This window comes from Luteolibacter luteus, assembly GCF_012913485.1.
Classification (GTDB): Bacteria; Verrucomicrobiota; Verrucomicrobiia; order Verrucomicrobiales; family Akkermansiaceae; genus Haloferula; species Haloferula lutea.
Genome location: NZ_CP051774.1, coordinates 155,478 through 176,165 on the forward strand (window position 1 = coordinate 155,478; position 20,688 = coordinate 176,165).

Below are 20,688 nucleotides of genomic sequence, written 5' to 3' on the forward strand. Positions count from 1 at the left end.
AACTCCCCTCCTAGATTGCTTCCTTGATCCCCTTCGGCAGGATGGCAGGTGCCGTCACCCGCAGGGCATCCAGCATTCCCCAGCGCGTCGCATCTCCCGGTAGCGCGCCTTGCACCCGGTCCCCGACTTCGACCAAGCGGCTGAAGCGCGCCAAGGCCGCGTCCAACCCCTCGGCTGCCACTAGGTTCGGTCGGCCTAACAGCTCATCGCGGCCCGCCGATTTCCCGGTCTCTTCCGCCGTGGCGGTGACATCCTTCAGATCATCCGCTGCTTGATAGGCCAGCCCGCGCAAGAGGGCGAGTCGGTCGAGCAAGCGGATCTCGCGCTCGCTCGCACGTCCGCAGAGCGCGGGCAGCACCAATGTCAGCCGCAGCAGGGCTCCGGTCTTCCGCGCGGCGACTTCCGCCACCTCCGCCGGGCTCTGCTCCTGCCGCCAGCCAGCCAGATCATAGGCCTGCCCGCCGGTAAGCCCATCGGGGCCCAGGCATTGGTCGATCAAAGAGCCAGCCCTCGCCCGCCGCACCGCGGACGATCCCTGCATGCCCTGCCACAGCAGCCCGTAGCCGCGATTCACCAGCGCCAGTGCCGCCAGCACCGCGATGCCTTCGCCATGGGTCACGTGCAGGCACGCCGCACCGCGCCGCAAGCGCGCATCATCCATCGAGGGCAGATCATCGAAGACCAGCGAGGCGGTGTGAAGATACTCCAGCCCGCAGGCGATCGCCCGCGCGGACTCCTCCACCAGTCCCATCTCGATCCCGACCAGATAAGCCGCCACCGCCCGCACCAGCGATCCCGGCCGTGCCAGCAGATCCCCGATCGCCGCCGCCAGCCGCGGCTCGCGCACCGGCCCGATGCCCCGACGAAAGCACGTCGCAAGCAATTCCCGCGCGCAACCTGTCCGCCGCTTCCACCACATCATGGCATTCATGCTTCCGGGTCAATTCACACGTCCCACCAAGTGAAACCGGATGGCAAGCTGCGGATCCACCTTCATCACCAGCATCGTCGAGATGATCGGCAGCTTGAAGTCCTCGTAGTTCATCGTGGCCGTGCCATCGATCGTCACCCAATCGCCATCCTTCGTCGCGGTGTAAGGAAAGGAGATCGTCTTTGAAACACCATGGATCGAAAGGGTCCCTTGCGCATACTTCGTCCCTTTGGCATCCCAGCTCTTGTCAAATTTGAAGCTGCCCACGGGCCCGCCGCCACCGAGCCACTTGATCATCTCCTGATCCCGCTTCTTCTCTCCGGTCTTCAGCTTGGAGAACTCCCAGTCGAGCTTCACCGCGGAAGGGGTTAGTGAACTTTCATCGCCATCCACATCGATGTCGTAGTCGGACAGCGTGCCGGTGAAGGCATGTCCCGTCGCCTTTGCATCCACTTGGATGCGGCTCTTCGCCTTGTCCACTTTCAGGCTGCCCGCAGCTGCCGGCAACACGCAGAGAAGGCACGCGGCAATCGCCGGAAATCGATTCGCTTTCATGGTCGTTAGATCGGACTTCTCAGGTTAAGCGTCACTCGCCAAGCTTCTGCTTGCCGAATCATTCAATTTCGCTATATTCTCATTCACAGCAAGTTACAAATGAAAATCATTCTCAACAAGCGCTGTTCCGCCCTGCTTCTGGCAGGCCTCTTCATCCTGCAACCGGCCCATGCCGACCCCTATGCCAAGGGCAGCAAGATCAAGCCCTTCCAAGCGAAGGACCAGCATGAGCAAGCGTTCAGCTTCGATGCTAAGACCACCCGCTTCCTCATGGTTAGCCACGACATGGACACCGGGAAGAAGGCCAATGGAGTGCTCACCACCTTGGGCAAGGACTATCTCTCCGGAAAGAAAGCCGTCTACATGGCGAACATCCACGGCATGCCCGGCATCGGCCGGACCTTCGCGCTGCCCAAGATGAGAAAATACGCGCATCGCATCATCCTCGCCGATGACGCCACGCTGATCGCGGACTTCCCCGAGCAAAAGGGCAAGGTCACCATCCTCAAGCTCGCCGACGGCAAGGTCTCCTCCGTCGACTACTGGGATCCTGCCACCGGTAGCCCCGACGCGCTGCTCAAGTAAGCGCGCGCCCGAGCCACGCCTCTCCGCCCCTGCGCACTTCTTCTCCCGGTCCCAAGCGAACCGGGATAGGAATGATCGCGCAGGGCTCATCATCGGGGTGCGGCACCATCCCTACTCCCGCGAAGATTAGAGGAAGATGAGAAGCTGCCGGAGTGGCGTTTTTCGAAGCGCCACGGCGCACCTGGCCCCGGATCCCTGCGATGCAGCTTCCGCACCCGAACCCGCCTTCAGGAGATGCTTCGTAAGAAGGACCGTACCTAGGGCGTAAGCCCGAGCTCACGACGGTGCGCGGGGATCGAAGGAGCGATCGTCAAAGACCCGCACTTCGTGCAATACAAGCCTGCCGCACTCCTGTTCGGATCCATAAATGCCACCCACGACTTCCCCTTCAGCCGGATCTGTAACTGAGAGCTCCCGAATGATGTCAGCAAGGCATTGGACCAGGTCCGGTTCAGTGCCGCTTCCACTTCCACCAGCAGATCCCCGCACAAGGGACAGCAAGGGTGCGATCCATTCATGGGCCCAAGCTATCTCCTGCCATCACGTCCCTGCAATCGTCATTTGATTTTGCCTTTCCCTCACCCTCCCGAACCTCCGAAGCTACGCCACCGATGAAGACCGTCCTGCTTTCCCTCCCCCTCCTCACCAGCGCCTTGCTCGGCCAAGGCGCCGACCAATCCCAATCTCCCACCGACGCCGACTTCCCGATCCAGGGGGAATACGCCGTCGATGCGAAAGCGATCGCCAAGGGACCCGGGGTCCAGGTCATCGCCCTCGGGGATGGCAAGTTCGAGGCCATCTCCTTCAAGCGCGGGCTCCCTGGTGCCGGCTGGGAAGGCAAGTGGAGCGCCGTCATCCATAGCGAAGGCGCACTCGATGGATCCGGCGCGGTGAAATTCACCGGCAGCGACCTCTCGGGCGAACTCTCCGGTCAAAAACTCCGGCTCAAAGGCCCCGCCGGAAAGGAACTCGAGCTCACCCGCATCGAACGCCAATCGCCCACCCTCGGCATGAAGCCCGCGAAGGGCGCGACCGTTCTCTTCGGCGACGGCGTCAATCTCTTCGAGAAGAACAAGGCCACCGACGACGGCCTCCTTTCCCAAGGCGCGAAGACCGAGGAAACCTTCGGCGACTTCACCCTCCACATCGAGTTCCGCCTCCCTTACATGCCGAAAGAGCGCGGCCAGGCCCGCGGCAACAGCGGCCTCTACCTGCAGGGCCGTTACGAAATCCAGATGCTCGATAGCTTCGGCCTCGAAGGTAAGGACAACGAGTGCGCCGGCATCTATCAGATCGCCCCGCCTTCGCCGAACATGTGCTTCCCGCCCCTCACCTGGCAGACCTACGACATCGAGTTCACCGCCGCGAAGTTCAGCAAGGACGAGAAGAAAAAGAAGGCTACCGTCACCGTCCGCCACAATGGCGTGGTGGTGCACAAGAACCTCGAACTCCCCGGTCCCACCGGCGGAGCCATCCTCCCCGACAACGGCGAACCCGGTCCCATCCTTCTCCAGGACCACGGCAATCAGGTCCGCTACCGCAACATCTGGGTGGTGAAGAAATAAGCCACCACGGTGAGGGCCCTCCGGCACGTGCCGGAGGGCCCCGCTTGCCCGCTCCCCTTCCGGGGATCAGGAGGAGTTGCTCATGACGGCGGGGATATATGCCGCGGCTCCGGGTTTGGAAATGGCGGCGGCTTTCGAGAAACCACGCGGCCTGCCTAGGGATAATTGCTAGCGCCGCTCCTCCCCATCACCCGGCTCTTCAAAGTTCAGGAAACCGGGACCGCACAGGTATCCACCGTCGCGATCTGCCGCGTCAGCTCGTAGGGCGGGCGGCTCGCGGCGATGACCTCCTGCTCTACCTCCACGTCCCACATCTCGGAGAAGCGGAATAGCTGCCACCCTTCCTCCGGGCCCAGCTGCCAGGCCAGCATCACATACGAGCGCGTCCGGAACGCATGTCCCAGGACCCGCGGTTCCACCCGTAGCGGCACCTTCCCGTAGCGATAGCCAAAGGAAATGATCCGCTTCCGGAGGATCACGCTCCGGATCTCCTGCAAGCTCGGCCTGATGCGCATCGGCTCAGCCGTCGATGGAGTGGGCGGATTCGTGGCCAGGCATCGCCGGAGCGATGGCGCGCACGGTGATCTCCTCAGGGTACGATGACCCTAGTACAAGCGGGTGCTGTGGAATCGGCATGGCAATCGGACATGGATTGGACTGCCGGGGTGGGTGAGCAGGATCTTGCCTATCTACACCACTTCCGCTCCCATGCAACAAGCGGACATCCGCATTTTTCGTAGTTACCGCGCACAAGGCCGCTACGAATACCCACTAGAGCCGCGCTCCCCGCGCGTGACACAGGGTCACCTAACCCCTCATCTCCGCCGGAAATAGCGAACCACCATTGACCTATCTCCAATCGGGACGACCTTGGGACCGCGGAGGCTTTCATCACCCTCTGCACACTCCCCTCGTTCGGATCTGGGAAGCTCCGGGCGGGGGCTTTTTCTTTTCTCCTCTTCCTTACGCTTCAACTTTGCACCGGCCCCTCGGACAAGCGGCGAACGGGAAAAGGAGCAATGTGAACCAAGTCGCGGAGCGGGCGCCGTGTCGGCACCGGAGGGGCCACGGGGAGGCAAAAACCATCAGGAACCCTGCGCCACACTTCCTTTCTGGGAAGCGAGTGGATTTGAACCGCGATCGGGAGAGGACGGATCGAGAGCATGGGACGGTCACATGGCTCCACCAGGGAAAGAAAAGCTCCAACCCGCCGGACGCATCGCCCTATTCAAAAGGACAAACGCGATACCGGCAGGTTGGAGGATTGGGGTTTCTCAGGCCCCAGTTTGTTCTCCCCCCAGAGAACACCCTCTTTTTTGCATGAAGCATGCCAGCCGATTCGCACCCACCCCGCGCCCGGCAAACCGACCATGCCAACACCTCCCTAGCCCCCGGCTCCCTACCCGCACCATGGACCTCCGTGGCGGATTCCCCAAAGCCCGTCCTCCCGATGATAAACTGTTGGAAACAAACCGGAAAGCTTACGCAAAACGGCCGATCACTGGTCGGGCACGAGCCCCGGATTCATCCCCGAAACGCATGTTAGCGCTGATAGAAAATCACCCCTCAGGTCGGAAGCGCGGCGCTCCCGCCCCCTCCGCACCGCCCTTTCATCCCTGCAAAATGCCCCATCACTACCCCATTTTCGTTGCAATTCGCCCTAACGACTTGCAGAACGCCCGCGCTAATAGCGCCTTCCCACGGGGCTTCTGATATGGCTCTAGCGCCTCACATTTCCCGACCCGGGAACACTTTCTGCTAGTCTCCGTACCGTTAGGCTCCTCCCTCCCGGACCTTCCCACCCCGAAACAAACCAGCGGCGGCTCCACCAACTCACATGGAGCCGCCGCCGCCCTGTTAGATCGGCACCCCCTTGCAGGCGGGCAACATCCCCTCACCGAGAACTTGGGCCCGCCTTCGGACGGCATCATCGATCCGGTGCCATCCAAATGTCGGAGAGACGTAATCATCTCCAGAGCCCCGCAAGCTCGATTTACACTTCGCGGTCCGCCTCAAATCTGTTAGTTAAGTCCGCATCTCCCCTTTAACTCCGCGTGCTCCATTCACCCAAGACTATCCAAATCTATCTCCCCGGTGGCGACCCTCAGGGCATCCGTGTGGCTGAGATCACGACTCGCATCGTGCAAGTAATCGAGGTCCCGCGCAGCCTGCTGCCCGAGTTTCTGAAGATGCCGGAGAGTCTTCAGGTTGCGGTCTACTTCCTCGTCGGCGAGTCGGAGGACGGTGACGAACGGAAAGTCTACATCGGGCAGACCGGGGACCTGCGGGCACGGCTGACGGCCCACAACAAGGAGAAGGAATTCTGGGAGCGCGTTCTAATCCTGGTCTCACGCACCCACAGTCTCACCCAGACTCACGCACTCTTCTTGGAATGGCACTCCCTCCAAGCCACCCGCGCCGCAGGACGCTTCACCGATGAGAATGGCAACGCTGGCAGCAAGCCATACACCCCTGCCCCGATGGAGGCGGATTGCCACGAAATCTTCGACACTGGCCGCACCCTCCTCGCCACCCTCGGCTTTCCTCTTTTCGATTCCGTAACGAAGTCCGGTGAATCCTCCGAAGCCGAGGAAATCTTCTACTGCAAGGCCGTGGGCACCAGCGGCCGGGGCCTCTACACACCGGAAGGTTTCGTCGTTCTGAAAGGCTCCATCGGTCGACGCGAAAGCGTACCTTCAATCAAGGATACTTCCGACGATCGCTTTCGCCTGCAGTTGATCGAGGCAAAGGTCATGCGTGAGGATGGCGACACCGTCATCTTCGAGAAGGATCATCTCTTCCGCTCCCCCAGCATGGCTGCCGTCGCCCTAATGGGCCGCACCGCCAACGGTTGGCTGGAGTGGAAGAACAAGGACGGTAAATCCCTCGACGCCCTGAAGAGGCAGGTCCCGGCGCAAGTTTGAACCGACTGGCTGACGTCTCCCTCGAATCGGCTCCTGCGAGCGCTCCTTCCATTTCCCCTTTTCATGCCCCCTACTGACCTTAGCAAACCTCACGTCATCAGTCTCAAACAGATTGCCGCATGGGACCTCGAAGATCTCAATGCTCCCTTTCAGATCAAAGCGAGTGTTCCGGCCTTGCAACGCGGACTTGTATGGAGTCCCCAGCAAGTCGAGCTGCTCTGGGACTCCATCCTCCGCGGATTCCCCATCGGCTGCCTTGTGGTCACATCCAAGCTCGAGGAGCAGGAACGTGGCACCAAGACAGGCATCACTCATCATTTGCTCGACGGCCAGCAGCGATGCAATGCAATCACGCTCGGGTATCATGACCCTTTCGATGGCAGTGGGACAAAGGTCAGGGGAAACGCTTCGGAATCAATCCTATGGCTCGATCTCGCACCGGATGGGATCCCAAACTCCGAAGCGGAGAGCCGCCAGATCCCGAACTCCAGCACCCGCGAGTTCCTCACTCGCGTCACTACGCTAGCTCACCCATGGGGATATCAGCCGGACGACAGCGCAGGACGTCTGGCCGCATCTGAAGCACGAGACGCCGTTGAATGGGAATACTATGGCAAGGAGGCACCCAAGCACCGTCCCCTCTCTCGCGATCTGCTTCCTTGGCGGAGCAATGCACCGGTGCCGCTGTCATGGCTCACTCGCTTTCTGACGGACGATTCGGGAGAGCCGACTCCAAAGCTAGAATTTTGGAACCAGGTTAAAGAACGCCTCGAGCAGGAAGCCAAGATCCGGAGGTGGCCGACCCTGGCATTGGAGGCACTGGCGAGAGGAACAAACTCACCCTCATTGGAAACCATCCACGCAGCGCTTCTGCGAGTGGAGAGGACCCGGGTGGTGATAATCGAAGCACCGCCGGATCTTCTCGCCCAATCCCAACAGGAGCGGGCAGTTGCCGATGAGGGGCGTGCAGAAATTTCCAGCATCGAGCATCTTTTCAGCCGGCTCAATCGCCTAGGCAAGCCGCTTGATGGGGAGGAATTGGCCTACTCCCTGATCAAGGCCTATTGGCCCGAAGTCGCAAATCTCATCGATGCTGTTGCGACCCGAAGGCTACCGGCCTCCCATCTCGTCTCCTTGGCGATCCGGACGGCGCTCACCGACCCAGGCAGCACCAAACTTGCCAGAGGCATCACAATTCCCAGGCTACGCGCGATCGCGAAGGCCTTGCCGCCTTCCGAGGGAGAAGAGCCCTCGGTCTCCTACCAACAACGGATGAAGATCGAATCCTTCATCGGCAACGGAACATCGGGCTTCAACCGTCTGGCCAATGCTTGCGCCCAAGTAGATGAATGGCTTACTTATGATCCCGAAAACGCGCTCACCGGCTTGCCCCCGGTGCTTGTCGCAAGTTTCGCACGGAGCAGCTCGGACATCTTCCTGTTCCTTCTTCACTTGGCGGACCGTCTGCGGGAAAATGAATGTGGCAAGAATCCAGCATGGAAGGAACTTCTGCCCGGATTGGCCACCATCTACCACTGGTTCAGCAAACCGGGAGAGCAAGCGGCCATCGCCGACCTGCTTCTGGAATCCATCTCCGGGGAGATCTCCCCTGAAAGCGTGAGGAGAGGCATGGCGTTGACCATCGCGGGGAACCGGGTGATCCTTCCTCAGGCTCCGGAAAAGGTTCAGGAATTTATCCTTATTCCCGATGACGAACAGCTGCCCCACTGGAAATGGTGGTCCTCGCTCATCGAGTCCTTCCCACAAGAAGACAAGACAACGAGAGAGACAGACTGGAAGCCTTTTCTCCAGCGCACCGTCTGGTCCAAAGAACTTTTGCTGTATGCTCAAAGGGATTACCTCCACCGGCGATTTCCCAGCTATGATCCTTCCCGCAGGGACCTATGGGAGAACCATAACCGCCCTTGGGACTTCGATCACCTCCATGCAAGCGCGTACTTCTACAACGCGAAATCGGGAGCCTACGCCGACTTCTGCCGCCAGTGGGGCAATTGCATCGGTAACCTGCGGGCATGGCCCTTCGAGGACAACCGTTCGGATGAGAAGCGGACGGCGAAGGAAAAGCTGGGCGGCAGACCCCAGCAGATGAGGGATAGCCTGATCTGGTCTGAGACCGAGATCGACGCATTTTCCCACGGAGACAACGCCCGACTGAACGAGCACGCGGCCCGGAGCCTTGCAATTGCAATCCGGCAGCGGTATCTCGCCATCTATCAAGACTGGTATGAGTCCGTTGGAATAAAGTCCATCGTGCTTCCCGAGCTACTCGCCTGGCATTCCCCTGCCTGAGGTGGGTTTGGGGCCCTGACGGAACCGTGCGAGTTACAGCATGTCCCGCCACCCTGCATCCGCTACTCCTTCGCGCCCTGCTTGATCCATTCCAGCACGGCCTCACAAGTCGCCGCCGGCACGGAGGGCAGCGGGTACGGAGGCATGCTCTTCGTTTGGAGCATGCCGAGGATCGGGCTCTTGCCGGGGTTCGCCGGGTCCACCTTCTTCATCAGCCCCTCGTAGGTCGTAAAGTCATGCTGGGTCCCCGCGCCATGGCACGGCATGCACTGGGCATCGATCAGGTTCTTCCGCAGCCACGCATAGCTCAGCTCCTCCCGCCGGTAGGCGATGGCCGCACTCTCCGCACGTCCCGCCGTGGTCCGACCGTACAATTGGTCGAAGAAACTCACCACGTTTTCATAAGTATCCCCGTTGGCATCTTCCTCGGGCACGCGGAGCACCACCGGCTTGTCCTCACCGGATGCCGCGGCGAGCGGGCTGTCCGCCATCAGATGATTGAGAGTGAAATAGGCATCCAGCAACCACGGCTCTTCATCCCCCTGTCCCATCCGCGCATGCACTTGGAGACACATCGATGGCAGGAGCCCCGGAATTTCCAGGAAAAGCCCTCCCTCATCCGTCCGCTGAACCGAGCGGACCTCCAGGCGGTCATGGCCGATCCTTCCAGGAAACCTCGCCGAATACTCCGGCGAGCCATAGGTCTTCGTGGAATCCACATAGTTCCATTGCTGGACGAACCACTTCTCCGGAGCAGGAACCTGCGGGCCAAGAGGATCCTTGAACGTGAGCAAGAGCCCGTTCTTGCAGGCCTTCCACCCGGTCATCACAGCGCTCTCCCGGCCGGTCCAGCGGACGCGGTGCAAGCATCCCTCCGCAACGGCGTAGTCGCCCCAACCGTCGAGCCCCGCGACGAAGACTTGGCCGTCGCGCGGCTGCACCGCCACACGGCAGGCTCCGCTCGCGAAGCTTCCCGGCATCGGCACCACCGCTGCCTGCGGCGTCCCCTCGGCGGAATCCCGCACCATGTAGTACCACCCGCCCGTGCCATAGCTGATGCCCAGAAGCGATTGCCCCAAGGGCCCGAAGCGCGGCTCGTCCAGGAACAAACGGCTCCCCGGTGAATTGTCCACCCCGCGCGGCAGGTAGAGGATCCGGCGCTGCTTCGCGGTGGAGGCGACGTTCTCGGGGTGAGCGGACTCATAAATCGTGCAGGTCCCGTTGTTGCTCTCACCCTCCGACGAATCCGAAAAGACCAGTCCATCCTTGCGCACCGACAAGCCGAACGGATTCCGGGATCCCTCTCCCACCTTCGTGAGACCGCTGCCATCAGCCGCGATCCGGAATATCCCTGACCTCGCATTGAAATAGAAATTTCCCGCAGCATCTCGATGCAAGTCGCGCCCCGCATCATCCGCCTGCGGAATGTCTTCGCGGCTGAAGCGCTCGTAGTAATCCGCCTCTCCATCCCCGTTCAAGTCTACCAGACGGAAGATGAAGCGCCGCGCATTGACGTGGGGCGCGCCATTCACCACCTCCACGCCCATCGGCAGATCCAGCCCGGCAGCATAGCGCTTCCAGACGACCTTGCCGAGATCACCTTCCAAGCCGGTCACCTTCCAGACATCTCCCACCAGGGTCGTCACGTAGGCGCTGCCATCCGCGGCGAAATCGATCCCGCTGAGCGTCATCGGTGTGCGGTACGGATTCGTTTCGATCGGCACGGGAATGTCATCGATCACATAGGCACCCCCGCGGCAGGCAGGATCCACATCCAGGACACCGGCCACCTCGATCGTCTCGCCAAAGCGCGACGGGCCGCCATCGAGAAGAGAAGACGGTGCCGGATCCTGCGCAGCCACCGCGAGGAGCTCCGCACGGATCCCGTCCTCGAGGCTCCCGCTGCCCCCCCAACTCAGCACTCGCCACCGGCCACCCGCGGATGCCGCCGTGACCTCAAGCACCGCCCCTCCGCCCTGCGGCTTGAGCTTCACACTGCCTGCTGCTTTGACCCGGTGCAGGCACACGAGATCTCCCGCCTCTCCGCGGACCAGCCATCCGCCGGATCCCGGGATCTCCCGCGCGCTCCATTTCACCACGGCTCCGTCCTGGAGCCCGGCGATCTGCGGGAGCTGGAAGCTCACCGGCTTCTCAAGCCCGGAAACAAACTCGAAATCCCGGGAAAGAAACCGTTGCGAACCATCCTTCGACACGATGATCGAAGGCCGCTCCAGCAACCCGGCACCCTCCACCTCGGAGCGGAACACGGCTGAACTACCATGCACATAGTAGCCGGTGAAGCGGCCCGTCTTCCTCCCTTCGCAGCGCCAATCGTCACCAGCCCCCGCCAGGGTCGCCTTGCCCGCGACATCGATCGAGAAACCGAAGCGATCCACCTCGAAGCTGAAGGTATGCCGCGGGGCCGACATCCTCGCGCTCGGATAAAACCCCTCGAAGCAACCCGCGGTGCCGTTGAACACGATCACCCCTGGATCCTGGGCCGGACCTGCCAGGACATGAAAAATCCCTTTCCCTGCACGGGAGGTCACGGTGGTGAAATCCGGCCCCTTCGGGCGATCATAGGCTCCCGACTCCCGGTCATTGGTCCCGCCCCAGTGACCGCGCCGCCCGCCATCCAGTTCGGGAAATGGCGGTAACAACTCCGGCCGGTCGGACGGATTCGCGAGGTAGTAGTCCGCCTGCCGCGCGTAGAAATCATAGATGCGGTAGCGGTTCACCGCAGCATCGGTGAATCGCTTTCCATCCCGCCCGCCGCTGGTCGCATAGTAGGGCAAGGGGCTCTGATCCCCCCTCAAAGGCAAGGCTCCGTAATCCAACGCAACCGCATCCCCTACCCATACCGGAGCAAGGAACAGACATGCCAGCCAAGGGACCGGACGGAGAAACATGGAGATCAAGCGCATGGCATCCTGCGGGAATAAACTTACCTCGACGCTACGGCGGTCTTGCGGACGAATGCGATGCTCTGCTTCACATCCGGCACGCTGTCCTCCCAGTTCGTTTCGTATTCGATATACAGGCATCCTCCGAACTCCTGCCGTTTGAGTTCGCGGAGCACGGCAGGAATATCCACGACTCCGCGGCCCAGGATCTCGTCCGTCGTCTCCTTGCCGATCGCACTGCGGTCCTTGATGTGCAGGTTCACGACTCTCCCTTCGAGGGTCTTGAGAGAAGCCAGGGGATTGAGCCCGGAAGTCGCCCAGTGCCCCAGATCGGCACACGATCCGATTCGCGGATCCCGATCCTTCACAAGATCCCGCACATACTCTGGTTCCCACAGCTTGTAGTTCGCATCGCCCGGATTCTTCGCGTGATTGTGGAACCCCAGACGGATGTCGAATTCCTTCACCATCTTCTCGATCGCATCGAGATCCCCCACCGACTCGGTGCTGATGGACTCCGCGCCGATCTTCTTCGCGAATTCGAAGATCCTTCGCGCACCAGCCTCATCGGCCGGGATATCCGCGTAGAAGCCCATGGTCTTGATGCCATGCTTGGCGAGATGATTTCCCAGCGCCGCGATCTGCTCCTTGCTCATGCCCGGATCGAAGGAAGCTCCATCCTGCGGGCTCAGCTTCTGTCCCAGGCACAGCTCGATGCAGTTGCCCCCCGCTGCCGCCGTCTTCTCGATTGCTTCGTGGATGGAAAACAAACGGAAGGTATAGCTCTGGCAACCGATCTTGATCCTATCGGCGTCTCTTGCCACGGGGGCCTCTCCGAAAGCGCGGGATCCCAAGGTCAGGCCGCCTCCAAGGACAGCCAGGAATCGGCCGCGGCTCATCGATGATTTACGTCTCATAGTGCGGAAAGGACGCTATCACCCCTGCCCGGCCAGCCTCTACGATCACGCGCTCAGTTCCCGAAATGATTGTCTCATCCTTGCATGAGATGAGATGGATTCGAGATGCCAAATGGCATGAAACCGAACCGCTCTCCCAGCGCGAAGCACTGCTCCACCGGAGGAATTCCTGCAGACGGCGAAGGGTGGCTCAATGATGCCGCCGCACAGCACACGGCGAGGTATACGCATCGCGATAGCGGCAGTTCTTCATGGATGCCGTGAAGGAATCCGGTCGCGAAGGCATCCCCCGCTCCCGTGGCTCCCGCAATGAATCCCTCGGGCAGCGCCAGTGCCGCCTGCACCACCGCCTCTCCCGCGGCAGACACCGAGACAGCACCGCTCGCCGAGTGAATGGTCACCGTGCCCCGCACTCCGGACTTGAGGATCTCACGGGCTGCCGCGGCGAGTTGCTCCGGCTCGTCCGGTGACAGACATCTGCCGAGAACCTTCGATGCCTCGAGCTCATTCAAGAACAAGTGATCGGTAAACGGCAGCGATCCCATCACGACTTCACGGTAAGCGGGATGATCCGCGCTCACCAGATCCACCGCGGTGATCATTCCCGCCGCACTTGCCTCTTCCAGCAATCGCGAGGCACCGCTCCGGCCCGCCTCGTCAAATGCGTCCAGCCGCGCGAGAAGCATGAGGTAGCCGAGATAGAAGATCCGCGCACCCTCGCGCTTCACATCGCACATCGCAGGCTCGAAAAGATCATTGGTCCCACGCTGGTGGAAAAAGGTCCGCCTGCCGCTTTCCTTCACCGTCATCGCATCCGTGTGTGAGGTCGGCTTGAGCGCGGAAACGTGCAATTGCCCGGTGTGGATACCATGCGCGGCGCAGTCGTCGAGGATCCAGCGTCCATTCGCATCATCCCCCACCAGCCCGCAGGCATGGAGCGGATAGCCCGCTTTCAGCGCTGCCAGGTTCTTCAGGAGATTGTAGGGACCGCCGCCATTCGACTGGTGCTCTTCCAGGATGTTCGCCAGCGTGTCTTGCTCGGGATAGGCATCGATGATCTTCAGGTAATCCACGATGAAATTGCCGGCCGCCAGGATTCCCTTGCGTTCCTCTTTCATGGATGACCGGCGGTTTGAGTAGGAATGCTGGCGACGACGCCACGCTGATGCGCTTCCAGCGCAGCCGCGAAAATTTCATGGGATGCCACCGCTTCTTCCGGCGTGGCACAGCCAAAGCGTCCGCCCAGTTCGCCCGCGCGCTCCATGAGATAGGCTGCCCACATCTGTTGGATCACATCCGGGAAGCCCGGCTCGAAAATGCCTCCGGTCACGGTCTTGAAAGGCGTGGCAAAGCCGAGATCCGTTCGCTTCCACCATTGTTCCTTGCCCCGCTCGAAGACATGGAGGGTCTTCGGCTCCGCCGTGCTGAAACGCACCCCGCCATCGGTTCCCAGCACTTCGATGAACCAGGTATTGGTCGCCCCCGGAGCCATTCGCTTCATCTCCAGACGGAGTGGAAATGCGTCACCCTTCTCCTCTGCCCAAGCGTGAATCACCGCGTTGTCCCAGGTGTCGCACGCCACCGTCCCGCTCTTGCCATCCGGCCGGCGGGGCCATCCCTTCTGAAGCTGCGCGAAGGCGCTGCCGGGCTTCCAGCCAAGCCGCAAGGGGACGTGACACGCATGCATGCCCAGATCATTGAGCACCCCGCCTTCCCCGCAGGTAGCGCTGATCCGCTTCCAGTTCGCAGGCTTGTTAGGGTCGAGGTCGCTGCTGTGATGAAACCCGCAGGTCACTTCCAGGATACGCCCGAATCCGCCCTCGCGGACCAGCTCGACGACGCGCTGGGCTCCCGGAAAAAAGGGCATCTCCGAGCTGCATCTCACGAATCTCCCGCTCTTCCGGACGGCATCCAGAATCCGGCGGGCCGACGCGAGATCGATTCCAAAGGGCTTCTCGGCGAAGAGGTCTTTACCCGCCTCCAGCACATCCAGGTAGATCTTCTCGTGAAGATCGTGCGGCACGGCCACATACACGACATCCAGCTCCGGGTCCGCGAGAAGCTCCTTGTAGTCGGTGGTCTTGAGCGTGCAGGCGGGAATCCGGTCGAACCATTCCAAGGTGGCGGGATTGAGGTCCGCTACGGCTTTCAGTACGGGACGCACCGTCACGTCGGTCAGCGCGCACCAGCGTGCAAACGCGCTCGCCATTTCCCGGCCCATGAGGCCGCCGCCGATGATGCCTATGTGGATGTCTTTCATGAAGGAGTCGAGGAAGCCGCCCGTCAGGCGGAAAGCGTTTCGCGTCGGTAGGCGCGGGCCAGCAGTGTCACCGGTTGTTCCACCGTGACGGCCAGACCTTGCTCGCGGAGGCCGCGGGCGATCTGCAGATGGCAGCCGGGATTGGAAGTGGCCAGCACCAGCGCCCGGGTCCCGGCAATGTGCGAGATCTTCCGGTCCAGCATCCGTGCCGATTGCTCCGGCTGCGTGATGTTATAGACCCCGGCGCTGCCGCAGCACCAGGACGCCTCGGGCAGTTCGACATAGCGTAGCCCCGGGATCATCCGCAGAAGGACCCGCGGCTGCGCCACGATCTTCTGCCCGTGCGTGAGATGGCAGGACTCGTGATACGTCACCGTGGTCTCGGATTCGAAAGGCGATGCCCCGGGAACCCGCGGTCCGATCGCGACGAGCCATTCATGGATATCCCGCACCTTGCGATCCCATTCGCGGGCTCGCTCCGCATAGCGCGGATCATCCGCCAGCAGGTGGGAATAGTGACGCAGGTGGGAACCGCAGCCACCGGCGTTGGTAATGATCGCGTCGAACTCTTCCGGCGGAAGCAGGTCGATCATCCGCCGCGCCAGCACCGCCGCCATCTCCGGCTCTCCATTGTGTGCATGCAGGGATCCGCAGCACGGCTGCCACGCCGGTGTATGCACCGCGCAGCCATTCGCCAGCAGGACGTCCGCGGTATCACGGTTGATCGAGCTGAACGCGAGATCCTGGACACAGCCCGTCAGCAGTGCCACGCGGTGCCTCGTTTCGCCCGCGGGCGATTCATCCGCGCGGATCAGATCGTGGGAGAACCGCGAACAAACCTGCGGGGTCTGCGGCTCCAGCCGCCGGAGATTGCCGGGCAGCAGCCGCATGAGCCCCAGCCGCCTCATCGCGCGATCGAAGCCGGCTTTCTGGTAGAAATACAACACCCTGCCGGCCAGCCGCAGCAGCCGCGGGTTCATGAACAGGATCCGCAGTGTGAGGGTGCGCCAGAAAATCCGCGAGGGTTCGTCCTGGATCCCTTGCCGCTCGATGTCCGCGCGCGCGGTTTCGAAAAGCCGCGCGTAGTCCACCCCCGCAGGACATGCCGTCTGGCAGGCCAGGCAGCCGAGGCAGTAGCTCATTTCCTTCGCGAACTCTTTTCCCAACTGCAGTTCGCCATCGGCAATGCTCCGCATCAGCGCGATCCGCCCGCGCGGGCTGTTCCGCTCGCGCCGCGTCGTGTCGTAGGTCGGACAGGTCGGCAGGCACATCCCGCAGTGCATGCACTGCTGGAGGACGGAGTAATCGATTTCCCGGAGAGATGGAGTCATGGCGTTCAATCGAAGATCTTCCCCGGATTCAGAAGCCCCCTCGGATCGAGGGACGCTTTGACAAGCTTCATCAATTCATAGCTGGCATCCCCCATCTGCCGCTTCAGCCACATCTTCTTGGCGAGCCCCACCCCGTGTTCTCCGGTGATGGTTCCTCCCAGTGCCAATGTCTTCGCGACAATCTCCTCGAGCGCCAGATGCACGCGCTCCATCTCATCGGCATTCCGTTCATCGGTGAGGAAAGTGGGATGGAGGTTCCCGTCCCCCATGTGCCCGAAGGTGCCGACCATCAGCCCGTGCTTCGCCGCAACGGCTGCGATGTAAGCAACCATCTCCGCCAGCGCGGAGCGTGGCACGGTCACGTCCTCCAGAATCGTCGTGGGCCGCACCCTCGCCAGCGCCGAAAAAGCACTGCGCCGCGCGGAGGCAAGCTTCAGACCCTCCTCAGCATCCTTGGCAGTCCGGATCTCATGGGCCCCATGTTCCCGCACGATCTCCACCATGCACGCCGCCTCGTCCTCCACCGCAGCGGGATGCCCGTCCGTCTCCATCAACAAAAGGGCGCCGCAATCCACCGGCAGGCCGATGCCCGCATATTCCTCCACGCAGCGCACCGTCATCCCGTCGAGAAACTCCAGCGTGCAGGGAATAATCTTCGCCGCGATGATCGCGGATACCGCCTTCGCCGCACTCTCCATATCCTCGAAGGTGGCCAGCATCGTCTTCCGCGCGGCAGGCCGGGGCAGCACCTTCAGCAGCACCTCGGTGACGATCCCCAAGGTCCCTTCCGAGCCGATGAAGAGATCCTTCAAGGAATAGCCCGCCACGTCCTTCACACAACCGTTGCCGAGCTTCGCGATGCTCCCGTCCGGCAGCACCACCTCCAGCGCCATAACATAGTCGCGCGTCACGCCATACTTCAGCCCGCGCAGGCCACCGGAATTCTCCGCCACGTTCCCACCGATCGTGCTGATCTTGAGCGAACCCGGATCCGGCGGATAGAAGAGCCCGTGCGCCGCGGCTGCCTCATCCACCTTCAAGGTGATGGCACCGCACTGGGCACGCAGCGTGAGGTTCCGCGGATCCACTTCCAGGATCGCATCCATCCGCACCAGGCAAAGCACCACGCCATCCTTCACCGGCACGCTCCCGCCGCTCAACCCGGTGCCGGAGCCCCGCGTCACGACCGGTGCTCCGTATCGCCCCGCGATGCGCACGCACTCCGCGACTTCCGCCGTGTTTCCCGGAAAAACCACCACGCCGGGACTACATCGCAGCGTCGCCGTGCCATCAAAGCCATAGGGCAGCGTGTCCTCCGGCGAGGTCAACACATGCTCCGGCCCCACGGCACTCCGGAATTCCGCGATCATGGATTCATCCAGTGGCATGGTCACCGTCATAGCTCAAATGAGCGCCAGAGCCGAGTCCACATCCGAGTCATCATGCACCATCGCCATCAGTGCCCGGGTGATCCCGTTGGGATTCGGATGCTGGATGACATTGCGCCCGTAAACGATGCCCGAGACCCCTTGCGCGAGCAGGCCATGCGTGCGCTCCAGGATTTCCCGGTCACTCACGCGGCCACCTCCCCGCACCAGCACCGGGACCCCGGATGCCGTCTCCACCACCTGATGATAAAGCGTCACGTCATCGGTCGGGTCGGCTTTGATCACATCCGCGCCCAGCTCCACCGCCTGGCGGACCAGATGCGTGATCTTCACCACATCCCCGTCCACCTGGTAGCCGCCGGAAATCTCGTTCGGCTGGAAGACCAGCGGCTCCACCATCATCGGCATGCCGTAGTAGTCCGCCTGAGGCTTCAGACGCAGGATATTCTCCACGCATTGGGCATGCACTTCCGGGGCGCCCGGGATCTGGAAAAGATTCACACACACGCAGGCAGCATCATGCCGCACCGCCTGGAGCATGGTCTCTTCGATCATCAGGCTGAATCGCGAGGAAGGCAGCTCCTTCCCGTAGATGTTCGCGACGTCCGTGCGCAGCACCAGCGAGGGCTTGTGGCGTCCCGGCAGGTCCTGCAGGTGCCTGGCTTGGCCGAGCGTGAGCTGGATCGCGTCCGGCCCGGCATCGACCAGCACCTTCACCACCTTCCGCATGTCCTCGATCCCCTGCAGGAATCCGGGCTGGTTGAAAAAGCCGTGGTCCACAGCCACGTCGAAGCAGCGGCCGGACTTGGCATTGAAGAGACGGTTAAGACGAAAGCGTTTCATGTTCAGGAGAGGGTTCGATCAATCACTTCACCCCCATGAGATGCTTCATCACGGCAAACTCAAGCGCTTCATAATCGCGGGCCTCGATCATCTGCCGCTCCAGCTCCTGATCCCAGCTCCGCACCTTCTCGACGAGGTGCAGGAAAATCGCGCGGCTGTTGGAAAGATGCTCCGTCACGCAATCCCCCGCCTGCGTTCGCATGGCCTTCACGTCGAGTCCCACGAATTCCCCCTTGCTTCCGTAGCCCGCTTCCTCGAGCACCCGCACCTGGTTGAAGGCCGCCCTCAGGTTGGCCGCACCGAAGTTCTTGTCCTGGTCATACTTCAGGCCGTTCTGGTCGTTCAGGTGCACGCTCCCCAGCTTGCCGTGAGCCAGTGCAAAGGCCATCTCATCCGCGGGATCCAGCCCCGCGAGCAAGGCGTGCGCGGACTCGATCAAACCCTTCACCCGCTGCGGATCCACGGACGCATAGGCCAGCGCCACCGCATGGCCGATGGTCGGGACATAGGCCTGGTCCGTCGGCTCATTCGGCTTCGGCTCGATCCAGATCTCGATCTCCTTGTCGTATTCCAACATCGCATTGATCGTCGCGAGAATGCGCTCATAGGCTACCCGGCCATTCTTGCTCTCCCGGATGTACGTGCCCTCACGGGACAGCCACAGGACGATCGCCTTGCAGCCGATCTCACGGGCGATGTCGATGGTCCGCATCGTGCGATCCTGCGCATAGCGCCGGTCCGCCTCGCGGTTCGAGGTGTAGCCGCCATCGATCGTCTGCGGCGCGAACCACAGCCGCGGCGCGACAAACTCCGGGACCAGCCCTTGGTTATCGAGCATGCCTTTCACTTCGGCACACTTCCGCACGATCCCGTCGGGGCTCTGTTCGTCCAGATCCGGCACCACGTCGTCGTCGTGGAATTGCACGCCGTCAAAGCCGAGCGGCTTGTAGAGCGCGAATTTCTTTTCATGCGGGAATTCGGATCGCACGGCCGGGCCGAAAGGATCGGCGCCTTCGCTGATATTCCACGGGCCAAAGGAGAATCGGTAGCTACTGGTCATCGCCGCAAGCAAACCCGGACATCCCGCTGCACGCTACACACTCCGTCTCTACCACTGGCACTATTGTCTCACCCTACCTTTACGGATCGGCCGAAACCCGCTACAATCGTTTTCGATGCGTGGCATTCGCGAAAAGATCCTTCCCCCCGGCGGGCACTCGTTCCGGCTCCTGAAATGGGACCGCAGCCTCGGTGAGGTGGAAACCATCATCTCCCCGCAGCAGAGCGTGCGGGTCGCCGGCGCGGGAAATCGCTGGCACTTCCATACCGAGATGGAGCTCACCCTCTTCCTCCGCGGCCAGGGCACCCGCTTCGTGGGTGATCACATCGGACCCTTCGCGCCCGGAGACCTCGTCTTGCTCGGCGAGAGGCTCCCCCACTACTGGCATACGAATGGCGTTACCAGCGGGCTCTCCATCCAATTCCACTTTCCGATGGACCATCCCTTCTGGGGCTTTCCGGAGAACCTCTCCACCGCGGAGCTATTCCAGCGCTCGGGCCATGGCATGGCCATCTCCGGAAAGACCGCACAGGTCATCTCCCAGCTGATGCAGGAGCTGCCGAAAAACACCGGCGCGGCCCAACTCGGCATTCTCCTCATCATCCTCGCACGCCTGGTCGCCGCACCGCAGCCCGACCTCAAGCTGCTCTCGGGCGGTGCCTTCAATCTCCCGAATGAATCCCCGCATCAGGAGATCATCGCAAAAGCGGTCCGCCATCTCATCGCGAATTTCCGCGAGGAAGTCCGCCTGGAAGATCTGCTCAAGCTCACCCGCATGAGCCGCCCCACCTTCGCGCGTCAGTTCAAGAAGCACTCCGGACACTCCTACAGCAGCTTCCTGAACAAGCTGCGTCTGCAAGCCGCCTGTCGCGAGCTAGAGAAAAGCGAGCGCGGCATCCTGGACATCTCGCTCGCTTGCGGCTTCCCCCATGTCTCGTTCTTCAATCGCCTGTTCCGCCGCGAGATGAAGTGCAATCCCACCGAGTTCCGCCTCCGCGTCCGCAGCTCCGACAAACCTGCACCGTCCAAAAAGAGCACCGCTCCGCAAGCAGAGCCGGACCCATCCATCCGGTCGCTCTTTCCTCCTGCCTGAAAATCGCGGTGCAGATGATCCGC

Annotated in this window: 16 protein-coding genes; 5 read left to right on the forward strand and 11 right to left on the reverse strand. The window is 61.9% G+C overall.

What is annotated here, in order from left to right:
- Positions 1 to 10 precede the first annotated feature (10 nt).
- Both HHL09_RS00565 and HHL09_RS00570 read right to left on the reverse strand, forming a co-directional pair.
- Positions 11 to 847, reverse strand: a complete 837-nt coding sequence (locus tag HHL09_RS00565) for a polyprenyl synthetase family protein (RefSeq protein WP_169452558.1) — start codon at positions 845 to 847, stop codon at positions 11 to 13.
- A gap of 93 nt (positions 848 to 940) precedes the next feature.
- A complete protein-coding gene (locus HHL09_RS00570) occupies positions 941 to 1,486 on the reverse strand; it encodes a YceI family protein (protein ID WP_169452559.1) in 546 nt (181 codons plus the stop codon).
- A 99-nt stretch (positions 1,487 to 1,585) separates the two neighbouring features.
- On the opposite strand from HHL09_RS00570, the gene HHL09_RS00575 reads away from it, so the two are divergent.
- Positions 1,586 to 2,071 carry a hypothetical protein gene (locus HHL09_RS00575; protein ID WP_169452560.1) on the forward strand — a complete coding sequence of 162 codons (486 nt, stop codon included), beginning with the start codon at positions 1,586 to 1,588 and terminating at the stop codon, positions 2,069 to 2,071.
- Positions 2,072 to 2,682: 611 nt separating this feature from the next.
- Positions 2,683 to 3,636 (forward strand): 3-keto-disaccharide hydrolase, encoded by a 954-nt coding sequence (locus tag HHL09_RS00580; protein ID WP_169452561.1) that lies wholly within the window; start codon positions 2,683 to 2,685, stop codon positions 3,634 to 3,636.
- Between the two features lie 206 nt (positions 3,637 to 3,842).
- Here the strand turns inward: HHL09_RS00580 and HHL09_RS00585 are convergent, their stop codons facing one another.
- Complete coding sequence (locus tag HHL09_RS00585) at positions 3,843 to 4,151, reverse strand: hypothetical protein (protein WP_169452562.1); 309 nt, start codon at positions 4,149 to 4,151, stop codon at positions 3,843 to 3,845.
- Between the two features lie 1,539 nt (positions 4,152 to 5,690).
- Here HHL09_RS00585 and HHL09_RS00590 point away from each other — a divergent pair.
- Positions 5,691 to 6,560, forward strand: coding sequence for a GIY-YIG nuclease family protein (locus HHL09_RS00590; protein ID WP_169452563.1), 870 nt, complete (start codon positions 5,691 to 5,693; stop codon positions 6,558 to 6,560).
- Between the two features lie 63 nt (positions 6,561 to 6,623).
- Positions 6,624 to 8,870, forward strand: a complete 2,247-nt coding sequence (locus HHL09_RS00595; RefSeq protein WP_169452564.1) for a DUF262 domain-containing protein — start codon at positions 6,624 to 6,626, stop codon at positions 8,868 to 8,870.
- A 62-nt stretch (positions 8,871 to 8,932) separates the two neighbouring features.
- Here the strand turns inward: HHL09_RS00595 and HHL09_RS00600 are convergent, their stop codons facing one another.
- From HHL09_RS00600 to HHL09_RS00635, 8 genes are all read right to left on the reverse strand, one after another.
- Entirely contained in the window at positions 8,933 to 11,779 is a 2,847-nt protein-coding gene (locus HHL09_RS00600) for a hypothetical protein (RefSeq protein ID WP_169452565.1), read from the reverse strand.
- 35 nt (positions 11,780 to 11,814) lie between these two features.
- Entirely contained in the window at positions 11,815 to 12,672 is an 858-nt protein-coding gene (locus tag HHL09_RS00605; RefSeq protein ID WP_169452566.1) for a sugar phosphate isomerase/epimerase family protein, read from the reverse strand.
- Positions 12,673 to 12,764: 92 nt separating this feature from the next.
- The gene (locus HHL09_RS00610) at positions 12,765 to 13,808 is read right to left on the reverse strand and encodes a carbohydrate kinase family protein (RefSeq protein WP_169452567.1); all 1,044 of its coding nucleotides are present in this window, start codon (positions 13,806 to 13,808) and stop codon (positions 12,765 to 12,767) included.
- Positions 13,805 to 14,950, reverse strand: coding sequence for a Gfo/Idh/MocA family protein (locus tag HHL09_RS00615; protein ID WP_169452568.1), 1,146 nt, complete (start codon positions 14,948 to 14,950; stop codon positions 13,805 to 13,807). Before HHL09_RS00615 ends, HHL09_RS00610 begins: the two co-directional genes overlap by 4 nt.
- Before the next feature lie 23 nt (positions 14,951 to 14,973).
- Complete coding sequence (locus HHL09_RS00620) at positions 14,974 to 16,281, reverse strand: (Fe-S)-binding protein (RefSeq protein ID WP_169452569.1); 1,308 nt, start codon at positions 16,279 to 16,281, stop codon at positions 14,974 to 14,976.
- A gap of 5 nt (positions 16,282 to 16,286) precedes the next feature.
- The gene (locus HHL09_RS00625; protein WP_240963705.1) at positions 16,287 to 17,651 is read right to left on the reverse strand and encodes an FAD-binding oxidoreductase; all 1,365 of its coding nucleotides are present in this window, start codon (positions 17,649 to 17,651) and stop codon (positions 16,287 to 16,289) included.
- 33 nt (positions 17,652 to 17,684) lie between these two features.
- Positions 17,685 to 18,512 carry a class I fructose-bisphosphate aldolase gene (locus HHL09_RS00630; RefSeq protein ID WP_169452570.1) on the reverse strand — a complete coding sequence of 276 codons (828 nt, stop codon included), beginning with the start codon at positions 18,510 to 18,512 and terminating at the stop codon, positions 17,685 to 17,687.
- A 22-nt stretch (positions 18,513 to 18,534) separates the two neighbouring features.
- Positions 18,535 to 19,572 carry a TIM barrel protein gene (locus tag HHL09_RS00635; RefSeq protein WP_169452571.1) on the reverse strand — a complete coding sequence of 346 codons (1,038 nt, stop codon included), beginning with the start codon at positions 19,570 to 19,572 and terminating at the stop codon, positions 18,535 to 18,537.
- Between the two features lie 115 nt (positions 19,573 to 19,687).
- Between HHL09_RS00635 and HHL09_RS00640 the strand changes: the two genes are divergently transcribed.
- Positions 19,688 to 20,665: a helix-turn-helix domain-containing protein gene (locus tag HHL09_RS00640; protein WP_169452572.1), complete on the forward strand. Its 978-nt coding sequence runs from the start codon at positions 19,688 to 19,690 to the stop codon at positions 20,663 to 20,665.
- Positions 20,666 to 20,688 lie beyond the last annotated feature (23 nt).